The sequence below is a fragment of the Enterobacter cloacae complex sp. IR5412 genome (assembly GCF_049237385.1).
GTDB lineage: Bacteria > Pseudomonadota > Gammaproteobacteria > Enterobacterales > Enterobacteriaceae > Enterobacter > Enterobacter intestinihominis.
Genome location: NZ_JBMKHQ010000001.1, coordinates 240,906 through 259,143 on the forward strand (window position 1 = coordinate 240,906; position 18,238 = coordinate 259,143).

The window sequence follows — 18,238 nt, forward strand, 5'->3', positions numbered from 1 at the left end:
AGATTAAAACGCTAAAAAATCGGCTATACGATTCGGGTCTCGTTTTTGGAAATTAGGCTGTACAGTAAGTGGAAAGAAAACCCATGTGTACTGGGCTTTACCGCTATTTTTTTAGCACCAGCATTCAAAAAGCCACCAAAACATTTGTTAACGTAAACTAAAAAATGCTCTCATTTTTTTGTAACAACAATTAACGGATGGCGTACCGGCGATAAACATTTAATTGTCGCTAACATATTGGGCAGATTACCTTCATAATCCGCACCGGCCAATAATCAATACGCGTAAAAGTATAAAAAACAACCACTGCATTTTTTGCCGCAGCTTGTGGTATACTCCGCCGCCTTAACTTTCATCGTCGCGCTCATGCGCTGTTTTATAATGAGGAAAATAAATGAGCACACCTGAATTTGCCACTGCCGAGAATAACCAGGAACTGGCACAGGAAGTAAACTGCCTGAAGTCGCTGCTGACGCTTATGCTACAGGCGATGGGCCAGGCTGATGCTGGACGTGTGATCATTAAAATGGAAAAACAGATCGCGCAGATGGAAGATCAGGCGGAATCCGCTGTTTTTGCCAATACAGTTAAGCAAATTAAACAAGCCTACCGCCAGTAACAAAAAAGGCTGGATGCAGTGCATTCAGCCTTTTCCTCGTCTGACACGCAGAACGTGATATCAGTCAAATAAGCCCAGTCGCCGCGGCATAACACGCTATCTGGATCTTATTCGGCGCGTTGAATTTCTTCTGCATATTCTTCTGATGGAAGTTGACGGTATTTTCCGAGATGGAAAGAATGATGGCAATTTCTGCCGACGTCTTCCCTTCTGCGGTCCACTTCAGAATTTCCCGTTCACGCTTGCTGAATTTCATTTCCGGCGGCATCACCGTCTCATGTTCAAAGCGCAACAGTGTAGTGAGCGCCATCTGAACCAGCATTTGTAAACGCAGCTCAATTTCTTCACTGGATATCGAGTGTGCCTGTAAGCTAGTACATGACACGGAGAGGAAGCCGAGCGCATGATTTGGCAGCATCAGACACTGGGTTATTCCCTTACGTAAACCGTGGTCCCGCGCGCCGTCCCATAATTGCTGGGCATCCGTGAATAATTCATCCGTCCAGGGCAAATGACCCTGAATGAAATTCTCCGGCTTCAGTACCGGGTCAATGGCGAAATAATTCTCGGATTGATATTGCGCCATCCATTGTTGCGGATAACTTGAATGGACGGATGTTCGCGGGCGGGTAAATGGCACAGGGTGTCGAACACAAAGCGCATAATAATCGAATTCAAGCGCCTGCGTTTGTCGCTGAAGTTCCTGATATACCTCGTCAGCACAGGTCATTTCCTGAAACCGGAGGACGCATTCCCGTCGCCAGGTGAAAAAGTCTATATCCCTCATACTTGCCGAATGAAGCCTCTGATAAAGATAATCATTATTATGGTGAATATAACCTAACACATAAAGCAGGATTATTTATATAAAATATCGACCACAGACGGATTATCTTTAATTTAGCGATGGCTTATCCACATCGGGTGGAATAAAAAATCACCAAAACTGAATTTATGGGAGGATAATTTGCTCCAGAAGCGACATCTGGAGCAAATTGAGCGTGAAAATGCTACTGCATTAAGAATTTTTCAAGGAACTGGCGGGTTCGAGGCTGCTGAGGATTGGCAAACAGCGCCTTAGCTGGCCCCTGCTCTACTATTCGCCCCTGATCCATGAAAATTGCCCGATCGGCAACGTCGCGAGCGAAGCTCATTTCATGCGTCACAATCACCATCGTGCGTTTTTCCTGCGCCAGCTGTCGGATAGTGTTAAGCACTTCCCCGACCAGCTCAGGATCGAGTGCGGATGTGGGTTCGTCGAACAGGATCACATCCGGGCGCATCGCCAGCGCGCGCGCAATGGCGACACGCTGCTGCTGTCCGCCAGATAACCGACGCGGATAACTCGTCTCCTTCCCGGCCAGGCCAACCTTCGCCAGCAGCTCGCGGGCGCGGGCCGTCGCGTCTTCCTTTGGTTCACCCTTTACGATGACCGGGCCTTCAATAATATTTTCCAGCACCGTACGGTGCGGAAAGAGATTAAAGCTCTGGAATACGAAGCCAACATGCTGACGCAGGCGGCGAATCAGCCCTTTTTGCTGGCTGATGGGTTTCCCGGTATCAATGGTGATATCGCCCACGCGGATCGTCCCACCTTCGGGCTGCTCAAGCAAATTAATGCTGCGCAACAGCGTGGTTTTCCCTGACCCACTCGGGCCGATAATTGCCACCACTTCGCCCTGCTCAACCTCAAGGTCGATGCCGTGCAGCACCGTTTGCCCGTGGAATTTTTTCACCAGGTTTTTGACGTCAATTGCACTCATTTTGGATCTCGCTCCTGGCGGTTAAGCTGGTTTTCAAAATAGTTTTGCAGGGCGGACAGCACCGTCGCCATCACCCAGTAAATCAGCGAGGCCGCCAGATACATGGTAAACACTTCCAGCGTGCGCGAGGTGATCAGCTGCGCCTGACGGAAAAGCTCCGGCACCTGAATGGTCGCCGCAAGCGAGGTGTCTTTCACCAGGCTGATAAAGCTGTTGCTCAGCGGAGGTAGCGCCACGCGCGCCGCCTGGGGCAGGATCGCCCGGCGCAGCGTCTGCCACGGGGTCATCCCGATACTGGCCGCCGCTTCCCACTGTCCTTTATCGATGGACGAGATCGCCGCACGCAGCGTTTCAGAGGTGTACGCCGCCGTATTCAGCGACAGGCCAATCATCGCCGCCGGGATCGGATCCAGCTCGATACCGAACTGGGGCAGCCCGTAGTAAATCATAAACAGCTGGGCGATAAGCGGCGTTCCGCGAAACACGGAGATGTAAAACCGCGCCAGCCACCGCACCGGCCAGACGTTCGACATGCGCATCAATGCCAGCACAAACCCGAGCACCAGCCCGAAGAACATCCCGCCGATACTGAGCTGTAAAGTAAACACCGCGCCTTTAAGCAAGAACGGCAGCGAATCAATAACCAGTTGAATACTTTCTTGCATTATTATTTTTCTACCTGATTTTTAGACATGGGGATGATAGGCAAACAGCGCAGGCGCCCCGCCAGTATGAACAAACAAAATGGGTCCTTCATCCTTAAAGCGCTTGCGGGCGATACCGTCGATAAGGCCCGCCATCGCCTTACCGGTATAGACAGGGTCAAGCAGAATACCTTCGAGGCGAGCCAGCAGCTTAACGGCCTCCATCCCTTCATCATTGGGGGTGCCATAACCCGGCGAGAAGTAGTCATCCCACAGCAATATTTCCGCCTTCGCCTGAAGCGCAAGCTGTTCTGCCACCGCCTGTTGCAGGGTGACGACTTTCGGCTTTTGATCCGCAACGCTTCTGGAAACCGTCACGCCAATCAACTCTACGTCCGGCATCAGTTGCTCAAGCCCGACCGCTAAACCGGCATGGGTACCCGCGCTGCCGGACGCCACTACCACCGAGGACAAACTCACCGCGCCTTCGCACTGCTGGGCGATTTCCAGCGCGCTCTCAACATAGCCGAGGGCACCAAGCGCATTCGAGCCGCCAACCGGGATGACGTACGGACGAAAGCCCTGCGCTTCCAGGCGCGTCGCCAGTTCATCAAGCTGTGCAGCCGGGTCGGTCAACGCGTCAACCATTTCAACTTGGACGTTGAACAGATCCAGCATCAGGCGGTTACCGTTAGTCAGGTAATTCTCTGCCTGCGTGCCAATCGGGTTCTCCAGCAGGGCTACGCAGTGAAGGCCCAGCTTCGCCGCCACTGCCGCCGTCTGGCGAACGTGGTTAGACTGAATTGCCCCGGCGGTGATCAGCGTATCCGCGCCCTCGCGCAGGGCATCGGCGGCGAGAAATTCCAGCTTGCGCAGCTTATTCCCGCCCATCGCCATGGGCGTCACATCGTCACGCTTAATGAAAATATCGCGCCCCAGATAGTCAGAAAATCGCGGCAGATACTCCAGCGGCGTGGGTGCGCCGATAAATTCCAGACGGGGAAAGCGCGTTAAATTCTGTAGTGACATGGTTCCTCCGGTCACGCAAACAATTGTTATTTCATTATGCACGCAGACGCGCGAGAAATAAAAAAGGCGCTTTTAAAAGCGCCTTTTTTTGTCGGTCAGAGACTTATTTCGTCACGTCTGCGCCGAACCACTTCTCAGAAAGCGCCTTCAGGCTGCCGTCTTTCTGCATTTCAGCAATGGCAGCATCAATGGCTTTCAGCAGATCTTCGTTACCTTTACGCACCGCCACGCCGGACTCCTGACGGGAGAATGCATCGCCCGCGACGGCCAGGGTATTGTTGGTTTTCTTCACCAGATCCAGCGCTGCCAGGCGGTCAACCAGAATGGCGTCGATACGGCCTACGCGCAGATCCTGGTATTTCGTCGGGTCATCATCATAGGTGCGGATGTCCACGCCCTGCACGTTCTGGCGCAGCCACTCTTCGTAGTTGGTGCCCAGACCGACGCCGACTTTCTTACCTTTCAGATCCGCGGCGGATTTGATGCTGCCTTCGTTACCTTTCTTCACCAGCGCCTGGATACCGGACACGGTGTACGGCGTAGAGAAGTCATACTTCTTCTTACGCTCGTCAGAAATGGTTACCTGGTTAATCACCACGTCGATACGTTTGGAATCCAGTGACGCCAGCATACCATCCCATTTGGTCGGTTTCAGGGAGGCTTTGACGCCGAGATGCTTGGCCAGCTCTTGCGCAAACTCCACTTCAAAACCGGTCAGCTTACCGTCGTCGCCCTGGAAGCTGAACGGAGGATAGGTTCCTTCCAGCCCAACCAGCAGCGTGCCGCGCTCTTTGACTTTGTTGAGCAGATTATCTGCCGCGAACGTTTTCACGCTCATCCCCGCGACCAGCGCAACGGCCATCATCCCCATCAGCGCCTGACGACCCAGAACTGCTAATTTCATAAGTACTCCGATACAGTGGAATTTTTGAGTAGTGTAGAGAAATCGCCTGCAACGTCAAAGGCGGCTGCGCTACATCTTATTCTTTTTTAATATATATCAGAAGTCGTTCCGGCGTGGACTTTCTGCTTTATGACGCCCGGCATCTGGACTTTATATTGAGCGTACTTTCGCAGCGCGATGCGGTAATTGTTGGTACTGGTGGCGGGCAGCCAGGGCTCCAGATTTTCATCCAGGTATCCGGTCGTCAGCAGATCGCGGGAGATATTTTGCATGGTCAAATGCTGACCCAGGCGGCGCAGGCGAACCACGTATTCACGCACGGTGCCGTGACTCATCTCCGTTTGTTCAAACAGGAATTGCTTGAAGCCGATAATATCGAAGAAGTCGCTTTGCTCTTTGCAGTGGAGATCGCCACAGAAACGGCAAAGCGCTACCCACTCTTTTCGCTCTTCAAGCCAGGCGGCTTCATCCATCAGCGTGTCGAGGCGGGAAATCGCAATCTTATTCACGATTTCACCGCGACGAACCAGCGTGATGCGGTCGAGTAATTTTTTACAGTGGGCGCAATGCGTCTGGCTGTGTTTAAAGTCTTTCAGGTAGCGGCTTAAAGGCCGTCTTTTAGATTGCTGCACCGTCATGATAACTCCTGGTTGTCAATACGTTGTGCGGCATTTCCAAGGCGAATGACTCACCTATAACTTACCCAGTTTTGTGCGCAGGCGTTTAATGGCCTGGCTGTGCAGCTGGCTCACCCGTGACTCGCCCACCTCCAGCACGGCGCCAATCTCTTTGAGATTGAGCTCTTCCTGGTAATAGAGGGTTAACACCAGTTGCTCACGTTCCGGTAAAGCTTCAATCGCTTCCATCACGCGCTGGCGTAAATTCCCTTCCAGTAAGTGGTGTAACGGGTTTTCTTGCTGATGTTCATCCGTCACCAGCTCGATGCTATCGCCATGCTCTTCGCGCCACTCATCATAAGAGAAGAGTTGGCTGTTATTAGTATCGAGCAACATCTGGCGATACTCTTCAACAGGAATGCCCAGACGCTCCGCCACTTCGGTTTCCGTCGCGTTGCGCCCCAGTTCCTGTTCCAGCTGCCCCATCGCATGCGCCACTTCGCGCGCGTTGCGGCGAACGCTGCGCGGCACCCAGTCGCGGCTGCGCAGCTCGTCCAGCATCGCACCACGAATACGCTGCACTGCGTAAGTCGTAAATGCCGTTCCTTGCAGAGCGTCGTACCGGTCAACTGCATTCAATAACCCGATACCGCCCGCCTGTAGCAGATCGTCCAGTTCCACGCTCGCCGGCAAACGCACCTGGAGGCGCAATGCTTCGTGACGCACCAGCGGAACATAACGCTGCCACAGCGAGTGTTTATCCATTACACCTTCAGCGGTATAGAGTGAATTCACGATAAACAGCCCTGCGTTAGTTGAGTTATCGGCATGATTATCCGATTCTGGAGGGGTTTTAATCGGGTGAATAGTGGGTGAAATGAGGGGTTATTTGGGGGGTTACGCTTGTGCATGGATAGAAAAAACCCCGCCGAAGCGGGGTTTAAGCGTAATCAGGCGATTAGCCTTGCAGCAGAGACAGAACCTGCTGAGGAACCTGGTTAGCTTTGGACAGCACGGAGTTACCGGCCTGCTGAACGATCTGCGCTTTGGACATATTTGACACTTCGGTCGCATAGTCGGCATCCTGAATACGGGACTGCGCTTCAGACAGGTTGGTGGTGGTGTTGTTCAGGTTGGTAACCGCAGAGCTCAGACGGTTCTGTACCGCACCCAGAGAAGAACGGAATTTGTCTACGGACGCGATAGCTTTGTCCAGCAGAGCCAGTGGATTATTTGTAGAAGCACCAGCGAACTCAGTAGTTGCAGCAGTAGTACCATTTTGGCTAAGCTCGATCTTGGCCTGGTTACCTGTACCACCATCAATTGTTACAGAGGTAGCTGCTGCCGCTGCATCCGCACCATTGGCATTTGTTAATGAGTTATTTGCAACGTAATTTTTACCTTGTACAGTTACAAAGCCCACTGCATTGTTATCAGCATCAGCACCGACCTGAACCAGGCTACCAGTCTGCGTTGCGTCAGCAACACCATTTGCCTTGTCATTATATGTAACGTCTGCTTTGTTCAGTTTGACTGTGCCATCCTGAGCAACAGAAGCTGCATAGCTCTTATCGCCATACTGAACAACATAGGTAGAAGTCGCATTACCGCCTTTAGTTACGTTATGCAGAGAAACAGCAGAAGCATCAGTGATGTTCAGGTCAGTCAGAACAGACGCGTCCATCTTCACAGCGATTGGCGCACCAGCACCATTCGGGAGTTGGGTAATCGCTTCGCCAGTTTCCAGCGCGTTTTTAGAAACGGAGAATCCGTTCAGACCTAAAGTTGAAGAGTCAATTTTCTGCAAGTCGATGGAAATAGTCTGACCATCGTTCGCACCAACCTGAATCTTCATGGTACCGTCTTTAGCCAGCACGTTCACGCCGTTGAACTGAGTCTGACCGGATACGCGGTCGATTTCAGACAGGCGGGATTTGATTTCGTCCTGGATTGAAGACAGGTCAGAATCAGAGTTAGTACCGGTAGTTGCCTGAACGGTCAGTTCACGAACACGCTGCAGGTTGTTGTTGATTTCAGACAGCGCGCCTTCAGTGGTCTGTGCCAGAGAGATACCGTCGTTAGCGTTACGTGCAGCCTGAGTCAGACCTTTGATGTTAGAGGTGAAGCGGTTAGCGATAGCCTGGCCCGCAGCGTCATCTTTCGCGCTGTTGATACGCAGACCAGAAGACAGACGCTCGATAGAAGAAGACAGAGCGGACTGGTTCTTGTTGATGTTGTTCTGAGTGATCAGCGAGAGGCTGTTGGTATTAATGACTTGTGCCATGATTTCGATTCCTGTTGTTCATCAAATCTGTTTGGTTAGATTTGGGTTTCCACCCTTCGGCTTCATCGCCGTCAAAGGTGTTATCGTCTGGTCCAAACCAACCTTTAGATTTTTTTTCAGGATCGCGTTAATTTTTTTAGCCACGGAAAAGCTCTTCTCTATTACCGTTATTCCCGCCATTAAAAAAAAGAAATTAACCGTAAACTTTCCCCCATAAAAGCCGATAACCCCACTATTCGTTCTACGTGTCGATAGATTAAGGAATAAATATGGCAAGTATTTCATCATTGGGGATCGGTTCGGGTCTTAAGTTAGCAGACATTCTGGATAGTCTGACCACGGCCGAAAAAGCACAGTTGACGCCGATAACCAAACAACAGTCATCTTATACCGCCAAGCTTAGCGCTTACGGCACGTTGAAGAGTTCGCTGGAAGCGTTTCAGACTGCAAACACCGCGCTGAATAAAGCCGACCTGTTTACGGCGACCAGCACGTCGAGCAGCTCCACGGCATTCAGCGCCACCACTACCGGCAGCGCGATTGCCGGTAAATATACCATCAGCGTGTCGCAGCTGGCGCAGGCGCAAACCCTGACGACCAAAAACGCACAGCCGGATACCAAAACGGCCATTGCCACGGCTGACAGCAAGATCACCTTTACCGCCGGAAACGGTAAAGATCCGGTGACCATCGATATCAGCGCGGCAAATTCCTCGCTGACCGGCATTCGCGATGCGATTAACAAAGCTGACGCCGGCGTGACCGCCAGTATTATTAACGTCGGTAATGGTCAATATCGTCTGTCCATCACCTCCACCGAAACCGGAGCGGACAACGCGGTCAGCATCAGCGTAAGCGGCGATAGCGCCCTGCAATCCTTTATGGGTTACAACGGCACCAGCACCGATGCCAGCAACGGTATGATGGAAAGCGTTACCGCGCAAAACGCGAAGCTGAAGGTGAATAACGTAGATATCGAAAACAGCAGCAACACCATTAGCGATGCGCTGGAAGATATCACCCTGAACCTGAACGACGTCACCACCGGTAACCAGACGCTGACGATTACTAAAGATACGTCTAAAGCGGAAACGGCGATGAAAGCCTGGGTGGATGCCTACAACACCCTTCAGGACAGCTTTGCATCGTTAACCAAATATACGGCGGTTGATGCGGGCACAGATGCGCAGGATTCCAGCAACGGCGCCCTGCTCGGAGACACTACGCTGCGTACTATCCAGACGCAGCTGAAAACCATGCTGAGCAACACCGTCGGCGGAACCGCCTATAAAACGCTGTCTCAGGTTGGCATTACCTCAGATCCAAGCACGGGCAAGCTGGAGCTGAGCAGCGAAAAGCTGAAAAAAGCGCTGACGGATAACCCGTCTGCGGTGAAAGATCTGGTTGTAGGTGACGGAAAAACCACCGGGATCACCACCACCATGGCCACCCATCTGACTGACTGGCTTTCCAGTAAAGGCATTATCCAGGCGGCCAAAGATGGCGTCAGCAAAACGCTGAACAAGTTAACGGATCAATATAACGCCGTGAGCGAACGTATTGATGCAAGAGTGGCGCAGTACAAAGCCCAGTTTACCCAGCTGGACGTACTGATGACCTCGCTGAACAACACCAGCAGCTACCTGACGCAGCAGTTCGAAAATACGTCCAGCAACAAGTAGTAAACGCTAATCAGACCCGAGGGGGATAACATGTACGGCGCAAAAGGCACGCAGGCCTACGCAAAGATAGAAGTTGAAAGCGCGGTGATGAGCGCCAGCCAGCAGCAGCTGGTAATCATGCTATTTGATGGAGCCCTCAGCGCGCTGGTACGCGCGCGTCTGTTCCTGGCAGACGGTAATATTCCTGCTAAAGGGCTGGCGCTCTCAAAAGCCATCAACATTATCGAAAACGGGCTGAAGGTTGGCCTGGTGGAAAATAACGGTGATGAGCTTACGCAAAACCTGATTGCCCTTTATGCCTATATGGTACGTCGCCTCCTGCACGCCAACGTGAATAACGACGCCAGCGCCATCGAAGAGGTGGAAAACCTGCTGCGCAATATCGCTGACGGGTGGAAGGAGGTTGCCGGTACGCCACAACTGATGCAGGACGCCGTCTAATGAGTAACGCACCGCAACTTTATGCCCTTTATCAGCAACTCCTTGAGCAGAGCCAGTTGATGTTGCGACTGGCGCGGCAGGGACTATGGGATGATCTGATCATCTGTGAAACCGACTATGTTAATGCGGTGCACTCACTGGCTCGTCTCACTCAGGAAAGTGAACCTTCGATGCAGATTCAGGAGCAGCTTCGCCCGACGCTGCGGGTGATCCTGGACAACGAAGGCCAGGTAAAAACATTGCTGCAAGCCAGAATGGATGAGCTGGCGAAGCTGGTTGGGCAATCCTCCATCCAGAAAACCGTTCTCTCCACCTACGGTAACCAGGGCGGTCATGTCCTTGTTCCGCAAAGTAATAGCGATATTAATTAGCCATTTAACTGGCGGGCAAGCGTTAACCGTTTCGTTCGCCAGGCATTTCTGCCAAACCTGCTCCATACTTGAGTTTCGCGACCTCATGGAGATGGTGCATGCGCAACCCAACACTTTTACAATGTTTTCACTGGTACTACCCCACCGGCGGTGAATTGTGGCGAGAAGTCACGGCATTAGCCCCCAACCTGAACGAAATCGGCATTAATATGGTCTGGTTACCCCCGGCCTACAAAGGCGCATCCGGCGGCTATTCCGTCGGGTATGACTCTTATGACCTTTTCGACCTCGGTGAGTTTGACCAGAAAGGCAGTGTCGCCACCAAATACGGCGATAAAGCCCAGCTGCTGGAGGCCATCAACGCCTTAAAAAGCAACCAGATTGCGGTGCTTCTGGACGTGGTGGTCAACCATAAAATGGGGGCCGATGAAAAGGAACCCGTCCGCGTGCAGCGCGTGGATGCTCAGGATCGCACCCAAATCAGCGATGAGATCATCGAATGTGAAGCCTGGACGCGCTACACCTTCCCCGTTCGGGCCGGGCAGTATTCGCAGTTCATCTGGGATTACAAATGCTTTAGCGGTATCGACCACATTGAAAATCCCAATGAGGACGGTATCTTCAAAATCGTTAACGACTACACCGGCGAAGGCTGGAACGATCAGGTCGACGACGAGATGGGCAATTTCGATTACCTGATGGGTGAAAATATTGATTTTCGCAACCATGCGGTGACGGAGGAGATCAAATACTGGGCGCGCTGGGTGATGGAGCAAACCCACTGCGACGGCTTCCGCCTGGACGCGGTAAAACACATTCCGGCCTGGTTCTATAAAGAGTGGATTGAACACGTCCAGGAGGTGGCCCCGCAGCCGCTATTTATTGTGGCGGAATACTGGTCTCACGAAGTAGATAAATTGCAGCACTACATCAATCAGGTGGACGGCAAAACCATGTTGTTTGATGCGCCACTGCAAATGAAATTTCACGAAGCGTCACGCCAGGGACGCGACTACGATATGAGCCAGATTTTCACCGGTACGCTGGTGGAAGCCGATCCGTTCCATGCCGTAACGCTGGTGGCCAACCATGACACCCAGCCCTTGCAGGCGCTGGAAGCCCCGGTTGAAGCCTGGTTCAAACCGCTGGCCTACGCGCTCATCCTGCTGCGTGAAAACGGCGTGCCGAGCGTGTTCTACCCGGATCTTTTTGGCGCCAGCTATGACGACACTGGCGGGGATGGTGAGACGTATCACATTGATATGCCGGTGATTGAACAGCTCCACGAGCTGATCCTCGCCCGGCAGCGTTTTGCCCACGGCGTGCAAACCCTTTTTTTCGATCATCCAAACTGCATTGCGTTTAGCCGCAGCGGGACAGAGGAGAACCCGGGCTGTGTGGTGGTGCTGTCGAATGGTGATGACGGTGAGAAGACGATCTGCCTCGGCGAGAATTACGGCAATAAGACCTGGCGTGATTTTTTAGGCAACCGCGAGGAAACCGTGACCACGGCGGCGGATGGCGAAGGGACGTTCTTCTGTAACGGGGGAAGCGTCAGCGTCTGGGTGATTGAAGACGCGCTGTAGTACGGGAAAGGTGCGGCCTGATGCCCTCACCCCGACCCTTTCCCACAGGGAGAGATATCCCCAGTAATTTGAAAGCAGAAGCAATAACGTTGCCTTCATAATAACTGAGGACTTTCAGCAATGCCCTGGTCCGGCTGTAAATCGCCGAAGCGTTTCCGTAAGGCCGGGGCGAGGCGCAGGGAAGCGCCGAGAGGGCGTGGCCTGCATGGATGCAGGCTCATGCCCGTCCCGATAGCCTGAAGGAAAAAGCTGAGGGTACCGCGAAGCGGCGATTTTCCGCCGGGAGCCCGGGTCGCCAGGGTGGTGGCGACTGAGCCACCCTGGCACGTTCACCGCTCATGTCGCTACAGAGTAGCAAGGAACATAAAGTGAACGGAATGATCACCAGAGCCGTATGTTCCCCCTCACCCCCAGCCCTCTCCCTCCAGGGAGAGGGGGCCGACGGTGAAGGCATTATTTTGTGGAGATCCCTCAGACCACGGGTAGAGGGCGCAAACTCCAAAACGGTTACGGAAGCTTACTCTCCAGCGGATTCTTGCTCAGGTAATCTGCGCATTCCACCGTTGGGCGGTCAACCTTGTACAGTTCCATGCCGTCATACTCCAGCGCCGCCCCATCACGATCGAGCGGATAGACGTCTCGTTTTTCGGTCACGTTATAATAATCATCTGAACGCAGCATGATCTTACCCGGCACCGCGATAACGCGCTGCCACTGACGGCAGTCCAGGGTATCACCCTCTGGCGTCACCACCAGCGTGGCAATCGCCTCCGGGCTCACCATCGCGCTCTGCGGCCCTTTCGACTGCCAGTAACCTGCCAGATGCGAAGGTGCCGGATGCTTAACCACTTCCTGATAGTTTTCGACCTGAACGCATCCCGCTAACGTCAGCATTGCAGCCACAATTGCTACTTTTTTCATCATCTTTCCTGCATGCGAAGAAAAAAATATTGTGGCATTAAAGCCATCAGGCTGCCAGCGTAAGATTGGAAGGTTTCACACCTGCATCGACATCACGTCCTGATACGCCGACACCAGCTTGTTACGCACCTGCAACCCCATCTGCAATGACACCGACGCTTTTTGCAGATCGGCCATCACATCGTTGAGCGCCACGCCGGGTTCACCGAGGGTAAATCTCTCAGCCTGGGTACGGGCCGCGTTTTGCTTATCGCTGATCCGGTCCAGCGCCGCATGCAGTTGACCGGCGAAGCTAATGCCCTGCGGCTGGTCAGTTACGCTCTGATTACGGGCGGTCATCGCCGTTGCCTGTAACTGACTGAGTACCCCTTCAATGCCCTGTATAGCCATGACTCTCCCCTGGATGGTTTTTTACGAGGTCAAGACTAACAGCTTGTCAATAAGATAATGGCGGTAAATAGCGTTAAAAAACCAGGTTATTTGACGCATAGAAAATCCCGAATCATCAAATAATGGCAGGGCCATCAGTATGGAACTTTTGTCGTGTTTGCCGACCCGGGAGTCAGTTTTGTTTCTCTACACGAATAACGTAAACCACCAGGATTTAAGAGGTGCGCAATGAGTGCGACAGCAGCATCGACAGCGCCGCAGAATAAATCACTCGAGTGGATGAACCGCCTTCGCGCCAACCCTAAGATCCCGTTGATTGTGGCAGGCGCTGCCGCCATTGCGATCGTTGTCGCGATGGTCTTATGGGCAAAAAGCCCGGATTACCGCACGCTCTACAGCAACCTTTCCGACCAGGATGGCGGTGCCATCGTCACCCAGTTGACCCAGATGAACATCCCGTATCGCTTTGCCGATAACGGCGGTGCGCTTGAAGTGCCGGCAGATAAAGTGCACGAGCTTCGCCTGCGTCTCGCCCAGCAGGGGCTGCCGAAAGGCGGCGCGGTTGGGTTTGAACTGCTGGATCAGGAAAAATTCGGCATCAGCCAGTTCAGCGAGCAGGTTAACTACCAGCGCGCGCTGGAAGGTGAGCTGGCCCGTACGATTGAAACCTTAGGCCCGGTGAAAAGTGCCCGCGTGCACCTGGCGATGCCTAAGCCGTCCCTGTTTGTCCGCGAACAAAAGTCCCCTTCTGCCTCTGTGACGGTTAACCTCGAACCCGGTCGTGCGCTGGATGAAGGGCAGATCAGCGCCGTCACGCACCTGGTCTCCAGTGCGGTAGCCGGTCTGCCGCCGGGTAACGTTACGCTGGTGGATCAGAGCGGTCACCTGCTGACGCAGTCCAACACCGCCGGGCGCGATCTCAACGACGCCCAGCTGAAATACGCTGCCGACGTGGAAGGCCGTCTCCAGCGTCGCATCGAAGCGATTCTGGGCCCGGTGGTGGGCAACAGCAACGTGCATGCGCAGGTCACCGCGCAGATTGATTTCTCGAATAAAGAACAGACCGAAGAGCAGTACGCCCCGAACGGGGATGCTTCTCGCGCCGTGTTACGCTCGCGTCAGATCAATGAGACGGAACAGGTCGGTGGCCAGTATCCTGGCGGTGTGCCGGGTGCGCTCTCTAACCAGCCTGCGCCTGCCAACGCCGCGCCAATCTCCACGCCGCCGGCCAACCCGCAGAACGGTCAGCAAACGAATCAGCAGACGACCTCAACCGCGAACAGTGCCGGCCCGCGTAACAGCAGCCGTAACGAAACGACCAACTACGAAGTCGACCGGACTATCCGCCATACCAAACTGAACACGGGCGATATTCAGCGTCTCTCTGTTGCCGTGGTGGTGAACTACAAAACGCTGCCGGACGGTAAACCGCTGCCGCTCACGGCAGAGCAGATGAAGCAGATCGAAGATTTGACCCGCGAAGCGATGGGCTTCTCTGAAAAACGTGGCGATACCCTCAACGTTGTGAACTCACCGTTCAACCCGGTGGATGAGACCGGTGGCGAACTGCCGTTCTGGCAACAGCAGGCGTTCTTCGATCAGCTGATGTCCGCAGGCCGCTGGCTGCTGGTGCTGATTGTCGCGTGGCTGCTGTGGCGTAAGGGTGTCCGTCCTCAGCTTCAGCGTCGCGCTGAAGCCGAAAAAGCTGCGCTGGAACAGAAGAACGCGCGTCCGGACGAGGAAGAAGCGGTTGAAGTTCGTCTCAGCAAAGATGAACAGATGCAGCAGCGTCGTGCTAACCAGCGTATGGGCGCAGAGGTGATGAGCCAGCGCATTCGCGAAATGTCAGATAACGATCCGCGCGTCGTCGCGCTGGTCATCCGCGGTTGGATGGGTAACGAACATGAGTAATACGCTTACAGGCACCGATAAGAGCGTCATCCTGCTGATGACCATTGGCGAAGATCGCGCGGCGGAGGTGTTTAAACACCTCTCTCAGCGAGAAGTGCAGATCCTCAGCGCGGCGATGGCCAACGTGCGCCAGATCTCCAACAAGCAGCTGACCGAAGTGCTGGCGGAGTTTGAGCAGGAAGCCGAGCAGTTTGCTGCGCTCAACGTCAACGCCAACGAATACCTGCGCTCCGTGCTGGTTAAGGCGCTGGGCGAAGAACGCGCCGCCAGCCTGCTGGAAGATATTCTCGAAACGCGCGACACCGCCAGCGGGATCGAAACGCTCAACTTTATGGAGCCGCAAAGCGCCGCCGATCTTATTCGCGACGAGCACCCGCAGATTATCGCCACCATTCTGGTCCACCTCAAACGGGGGCAGGCGGCCGATATTCTGGCGCTGTTCGACGAGCGCCTGCGCCACGACGTGATGCTGCGTATCGCCACCTTCGGCGGCGTCCAGCCAGCCGCGCTGGCGGAGCTGACCGAAGTGCTGAACAACCTGCTCGACGGCCAGAACCTCAAGCGCAGCAAAATGGGCGGCGTGAGAACGGCAGCGGAAATCATCAACCTGATGAAAACGCAGCAGGAAGAGGCGGTTATTACGGCGGTGCGCGAGTTCGACGGCGAACTGGCGCAGAAAATTATCGACGAGATGTTCCTGTTCGAAAACCTGGTCGAAGTGGACGATCGCAGCATTCAGCGCCTGCTTCAGGAAGTGGATTCGGAGTCCCTGCTTATCGCCCTCAAAGGCGCCGAGCAGCCGCTGCGCGAGAAGTTCCTGCGCAACATGTCCCAGCGTGCGGCCGATATCCTGCGCGACGACCTGGCCAACCGTGGCCCGGTGCGTTTGTCTCAGGTGGAGAACGAACAGAAAGCGATCCTGCTTATTGTTCGTCGTCTGGCAGAAACCGGCGAGATGGTGATTGGCAGCGGAGACGACACCTATGTCTGATGAACTGTCGTGGAAGCGCTGGACGCCTGACGACCTCTCCCCTCCCACCGCAGAGTTCACCCCTGCCATAGTGTCGTCCGATGAGGGCGACGCCGGGGCGGGCGTGCCCGAGCTGAGTGAAGAGGAACAGCGCGCCCAGATGCTGGCCCAGATGCAAATGCAGGCGCACGAGCAGGGCTTCAACGCCGGGATGAACGAAGGCCGTCAGACCGGGCACGCACAGGGTTATCAGGAAGGGCTGGCGAAAGGTTTAGAGCAGGGCATTGAGCAGGCGCGCCAGCAGCAGGCGCCGCTGCATGCCCGCATGCAGCAGCTGGTGAGCGAGTTTCAGCACACGCTGGATGCGCTGGACAGCGTGATTGCCTCGCGCCTGATGCAGATGGCGCTGGAGGCGGCCCGTCAGGTGATCGGCCAGACGCCGGTCGTGGATAACGCCGCGCTGATTAAGCAAATCCAGGGGCTGCTCCAGCAGGAGCCGCTGTTCAGCGGCAAACCGCAGCTGCGCGTGCATCCTGATGATTTGCAGCGCGTGGAAGAGAGCCTCGGCGCGACGCTGAGCCTGCACGGCTGGCGGCTGCGCGGCGATCCGTCGCTCCATCACGGAGGCTGTAAGGTCTCGGCGGATGAGGGCGATCTGGATGCCAGCGTCGCGACCCGCTGGCAGGAACTGTGCCGCCTGGCGGCACCGGGAGTCGTCTGATGACCGCACGCCTTACGCGCTGGCTTAACACGCTCGATAATTTTGAAACGAAGATGGCGCAGCTGCCATCCGTTCGTCGTTATGGACGCCTGACGCGTGCCACCGGTCTGGTCCTGGAAGCCACGGGTCTGCAACTTCCGCTCGGCGCCACCTGCGTGATTGAGCGTCAGGACGGGAGTGAGACGCGTGAAGTGGAAAGTGAAGTGGTCGGGTTTAACGGCCAGCGACTGTTCCTCATGCCCCTTGAGGAAGTGGAAGGGATTTTGCCCGGCGCCCGCGTCTACGCGAAAAACATCAGCGGTGACGGCCTGCAAAGCGGCAAACAGCTCCCGCTCGGTCCGGCGCTGCTGGGCCGCGTGCTGGACGGGAGCGGCAAACCGCTCGATGGCCTGCCCTCCCCTGATACCACCGAAACCGGCGCGCTGATCACCCAACCCTTTAACCCACTGCAACGCACGCCAATCGAGCACGTACTGGATACCGGCGTGCGGCCAATTAACGCCCTACTCACCGTGGGACGCGGCCAGCGTATGGGGCTGTTTGCCGGCTCCGGCGTGGGTAAATCGGTCCTGCTCGGCATGATGGCGCGTTATACCCAGGCGGACGTTATCGTCGTCGGCCTGATTGGTGAGCGTGGTCGCGAAGTCAAAGATTTCATCGAAAACATTCTTGGTGCGGAGGGTCGCGCCCGCTCGGTGGTGATCGCCGCCCCGGCGGACGTGTCGCCGCTGCTGCGTATGCAGGGTGCCGCCTACGCCACGCGTATCGCGGAAGATTTCCGCGACCGGGGCCAGCACGTGCTGCTGATTATGGACTCCCTGACCCGCTACGCGATGGCGCAGCGTGAGATTGCGCTGGCCATCGGCGAGCCGCCCGCGACCAAAGGTTACCCGCCGTCGGTCTTCGCCAAGCTCCCGGCGTTGGTTGAGCGTGCGGGGAACGGCATCAGCGGCGGAGGCTCCATCACCGCGTTCTATACGGTACTGACCGAAGGCGATGACCAGCAGGACCCGATTGCCGATTCTGCGCGCGCGATCCTCGACGGCCATATCGTGCTGTCGCGCCGTCTGGCCGAAGCCGGGCACTACCCGGCGATTGATATTGAAGCCTCGATCAGCCGTGCGATGACGGCCCTGATCACTGAGCAACACTATGCCCGCGTGCGTAACTTCAAACAACTGCTCTCCAGCTTCCAGCGCAACCGCGATCTGGTAAGCGTCGGAGCGTACGCCAAAGGCAGCGATCCGATGCTCGATAAAGCGATTGCCCTCTGGCCGCAGCTGGAGGCATTTCTGCAACAGGGTATTTTTGAACGCGCCGACTGGGAAGATTCCCTCCAGGCACTGGAGCTGATTTTCCCGCAGGTGTAACACAGGTGGAGGGCG

General features: G+C 55.0%; 20 protein-coding genes. 10 read left to right on the forward strand and 10 right to left on the reverse strand.

Features of this window, described 5'->3' with window-relative positions; translation table 11 throughout:
• Positions 1–327: 327 nt before the first annotated feature.
• Together ACOTX2_RS01250 and ACOTX2_RS01255 are read left to right on the forward strand one after the other, a co-directional pair.
• Positions 328–408, forward strand: a complete 81-nt coding sequence (locus tag ACOTX2_RS01250) for a hypothetical protein (protein ID WP_418235935.1) — start codon at positions 328–330, stop codon at positions 406–408.
• Positions 395–619: a DUF2594 family protein gene (locus ACOTX2_RS01255; protein WP_003859644.1), complete on the forward strand. Its 225-nt coding sequence runs from the start codon at positions 395–397 to the stop codon at positions 617–619. Before ACOTX2_RS01250 ends, ACOTX2_RS01255 begins: the two co-directional genes overlap by 14 nt.
• Positions 620–683: 64 nt before the next feature.
• Here the strand turns inward: ACOTX2_RS01255 and sdiA are convergent, their stop codons facing one another.
• From sdiA to ACOTX2_RS01295, 8 genes are all read right to left on the reverse strand, one after another.
• Positions 684–1,406, reverse strand: a complete 723-nt coding sequence (gene sdiA, locus ACOTX2_RS01260) for a transcriptional regulator SdiA (protein ID WP_032622448.1) — start codon at positions 1,404–1,406, stop codon at positions 684–686.
• Positions 1,407–1,629: 223 nt separating this feature from the next.
• The gene (gene tcyN / locus ACOTX2_RS01265; RefSeq protein ID WP_023306513.1) at positions 1,630–2,382 is read right to left on the reverse strand and encodes an L-cystine ABC transporter ATP-binding protein TcyN; all 753 of its coding nucleotides are present in this window, start codon (positions 2,380–2,382) and stop codon (positions 1,630–1,632) included.
• Positions 2,379–3,047 (reverse strand): cystine ABC transporter permease, encoded by a 669-nt coding sequence (tcyL, locus tag ACOTX2_RS01270; RefSeq protein ID WP_022648540.1) that lies wholly within the window; start codon positions 3,045–3,047, stop codon positions 2,379–2,381. Before tcyL ends, tcyN begins: the two co-directional genes overlap by 4 nt.
• A 21-nt stretch (positions 3,048–3,068) precedes the next feature.
• The gene (gene dcyD, locus ACOTX2_RS01275) at positions 3,069–4,055 is read right to left on the reverse strand and encodes a D-cysteine desulfhydrase (RefSeq protein WP_063843759.1); all 987 of its coding nucleotides are present in this window, start codon (positions 4,053–4,055) and stop codon (positions 3,069–3,071) included.
• 103 nt (positions 4,056–4,158) lie between these two features.
• Positions 4,159–4,959, reverse strand: coding sequence for a cystine ABC transporter substrate-binding protein (gene tcyJ, locus ACOTX2_RS01280; RefSeq protein ID WP_023300481.1), 801 nt, complete (start codon positions 4,957–4,959; stop codon positions 4,159–4,161).
• Positions 4,960–5,045: 86 nt separating this feature from the next.
• Positions 5,046–5,597 carry a flagella biosynthesis regulatory protein FliZ gene (gene fliZ, locus ACOTX2_RS01285; RefSeq protein WP_022648543.1) on the reverse strand — a complete coding sequence of 184 codons (552 nt, stop codon included), beginning with the start codon at positions 5,595–5,597 and terminating at the stop codon, positions 5,046–5,048.
• Between the two features lie 54 nt (positions 5,598–5,651).
• Positions 5,652–6,371 (reverse strand): RNA polymerase sigma factor FliA, encoded by a 720-nt coding sequence (locus ACOTX2_RS01290; RefSeq protein WP_003859623.1) that lies wholly within the window; start codon positions 6,369–6,371, stop codon positions 5,652–5,654.
• A gap of 163 nt (positions 6,372–6,534) precedes the next feature.
• Entirely contained in the window at positions 6,535–7,860 is a 1,326-nt protein-coding gene (locus tag ACOTX2_RS01295; RefSeq protein WP_023300483.1) for a FliC/FljB family flagellin, read from the reverse strand.
• A 269-nt stretch (positions 7,861–8,129) separates the two neighbouring features.
• On the opposite strand from ACOTX2_RS01295, the gene fliD reads away from it, so the two are divergent.
• The 4 genes from fliD (at position 8,130) to amyA (ending at position 11,940) form a co-directional block, all read left to right on the forward strand.
• Entirely contained in the window at positions 8,130–9,542 is a 1,413-nt protein-coding gene (gene fliD, locus ACOTX2_RS01300; protein WP_023300484.1) for a flagellar filament capping protein FliD, read from the forward strand.
• Positions 9,543–9,572: 30 nt separating this feature from the next.
• Positions 9,573–9,983 carry a flagellar export chaperone FliS gene (gene fliS / locus ACOTX2_RS01305; protein ID WP_003859616.1) on the forward strand — a complete coding sequence of 137 codons (411 nt, stop codon included), beginning with the start codon at positions 9,573–9,575 and terminating at the stop codon, positions 9,981–9,983.
• Complete coding sequence (gene fliT / locus ACOTX2_RS01310; protein ID WP_006811148.1) at positions 9,983–10,354, forward strand: flagella biosynthesis regulatory protein FliT; 372 nt, start codon at positions 9,983–9,985, stop codon at positions 10,352–10,354. Before fliS ends, fliT begins: the two co-directional genes overlap by 1 nt.
• A gap of 98 nt (positions 10,355–10,452) precedes the next feature.
• Complete coding sequence (gene amyA, locus ACOTX2_RS01315; protein ID WP_063843758.1) at positions 10,453–11,940, forward strand: alpha-amylase; 1,488 nt, start codon at positions 10,453–10,455, stop codon at positions 11,938–11,940.
• A gap of 507 nt (positions 11,941–12,447) precedes the next feature.
• Here amyA and yedD read toward each other — a convergent pair.
• Positions 12,448–12,861: a lipoprotein YedD gene (gene yedD, locus ACOTX2_RS01320; RefSeq protein WP_022648547.1), complete on the reverse strand. Its 414-nt coding sequence runs from the start codon at positions 12,859–12,861 to the stop codon at positions 12,448–12,450.
• 75 nt (positions 12,862–12,936) lie between these two features.
• Positions 12,937–13,251: a flagellar hook-basal body complex protein FliE gene (gene fliE / locus ACOTX2_RS01325; RefSeq protein ID WP_022648548.1), complete on the reverse strand. Its 315-nt coding sequence runs from the start codon at positions 13,249–13,251 to the stop codon at positions 12,937–12,939.
• 228 nt (positions 13,252–13,479) lie between these two features.
• Here fliE and fliF point away from each other — a divergent pair, with 228 nt between their 5' ends.
• From fliF to fliI, 4 genes are read left to right on the forward strand one after another with little or no spacing between them, the layout of a single operon-like run.
• Entirely contained in the window at positions 13,480–15,162 is a 1,683-nt protein-coding gene (gene fliF, locus ACOTX2_RS01330) for a flagellar basal-body MS-ring/collar protein FliF (RefSeq protein ID WP_022648549.1), read from the forward strand.
• Positions 15,155–16,153: a flagellar motor switch protein FliG gene (fliG, locus tag ACOTX2_RS01335; protein WP_003859608.1), complete on the forward strand. Its 999-nt coding sequence runs from the start codon at positions 15,155–15,157 to the stop codon at positions 16,151–16,153. Before fliF ends, fliG begins: the two co-directional genes overlap by 8 nt.
• Positions 16,146–16,853, forward strand: a complete 708-nt coding sequence (gene fliH, locus ACOTX2_RS01340) for a flagellar assembly protein FliH (RefSeq protein ID WP_022648550.1) — start codon at positions 16,146–16,148, stop codon at positions 16,851–16,853. Before fliG ends, fliH begins: the two co-directional genes overlap by 8 nt.
• Entirely contained in the window at positions 16,853–18,223 is a 1,371-nt protein-coding gene (gene fliI / locus ACOTX2_RS01345; protein ID WP_032624018.1) for a flagellar protein export ATPase FliI, read from the forward strand. Before fliH ends, fliI begins: the two co-directional genes overlap by 1 nt.
• Positions 18,224–18,238: the final 15 nt, after the last annotated feature.

Coding starts and splice junctions, on each gene's coding strand:
- ACOTX2_RS01255 (WP_003859644.1), top strand. CDS start 395: ATGAGCACACCTGAATTTGCCACTGCCGAGAATAACCAGGAACTGGCA.
- sdiA (WP_032622448.1), bottom strand. CDS start 1,406: ATGAGGGATATAGACTTTTTCACCTGGCGACGGGAATGCGTCCTCCGG.
- tcyN (WP_023306513.1), bottom strand. CDS start 2,382: ATGAGTGCAATTGACGTCAAAAACCTGGTGAAAAAATTCCACGGGCAA.
- tcyL (WP_022648540.1), bottom strand. CDS start 3,047: ATGCAAGAAAGTATTCAACTGGTTATTGATTCGCTGCCGTTCTTGCTT.
- dcyD (WP_063843759.1), bottom strand. CDS start 4,055: ATGTCACTACAGAATTTAACGCGCTTTCCCCGTCTGGAATTTATCGGC.
- tcyJ (WP_023300481.1), bottom strand. CDS start 4,959: ATGAAATTAGCAGTTCTGGGTCGTCAGGCGCTGATGGGGATGATGGCC.
- fliZ (WP_022648543.1), bottom strand. CDS start 5,597: ATGACGGTGCAGCAATCTAAAAGACGGCCTTTAAGCCGCTACCTGAAA.
- ACOTX2_RS01295 (WP_023300483.1), bottom strand. CDS start 7,860: ATGGCACAAGTCATTAATACCAACAGCCTCTCGCTGATCACTCAGAAC.
- fliD (WP_023300484.1), top strand. CDS start 8,130: ATGGCAAGTATTTCATCATTGGGGATCGGTTCGGGTCTTAAGTTAGCA.
- fliS (WP_003859616.1), top strand. CDS start 9,573: ATGTACGGCGCAAAAGGCACGCAGGCCTACGCAAAGATAGAAGTTGAA.
- fliT (WP_006811148.1), top strand. CDS start 9,983: ATGAGTAACGCACCGCAACTTTATGCCCTTTATCAGCAACTCCTTGAG.
- amyA (WP_063843758.1), top strand. CDS start 10,453: ATGCGCAACCCAACACTTTTACAATGTTTTCACTGGTACTACCCCACC.
- yedD (WP_022648547.1), bottom strand. CDS start 12,861: ATGAAAAAAGTAGCAATTGTGGCTGCAATGCTGACGTTAGCGGGATGC.
- fliE (WP_022648548.1), bottom strand. CDS start 13,251: ATGGCTATACAGGGCATTGAAGGGGTACTCAGTCAGTTACAGGCAACG.
- fliF (WP_022648549.1), top strand. CDS start 13,480: ATGAGTGCGACAGCAGCATCGACAGCGCCGCAGAATAAATCACTCGAG.
- fliG (WP_003859608.1), top strand. CDS start 15,155: ATGAGTAATACGCTTACAGGCACCGATAAGAGCGTCATCCTGCTGATG.
- fliH (WP_022648550.1), top strand. CDS start 16,146: ATGTCTGATGAACTGTCGTGGAAGCGCTGGACGCCTGACGACCTCTCC.
- fliI (WP_032624018.1), top strand. CDS start 16,853: ATGACCGCACGCCTTACGCGCTGGCTTAACACGCTCGATAATTTTGAA.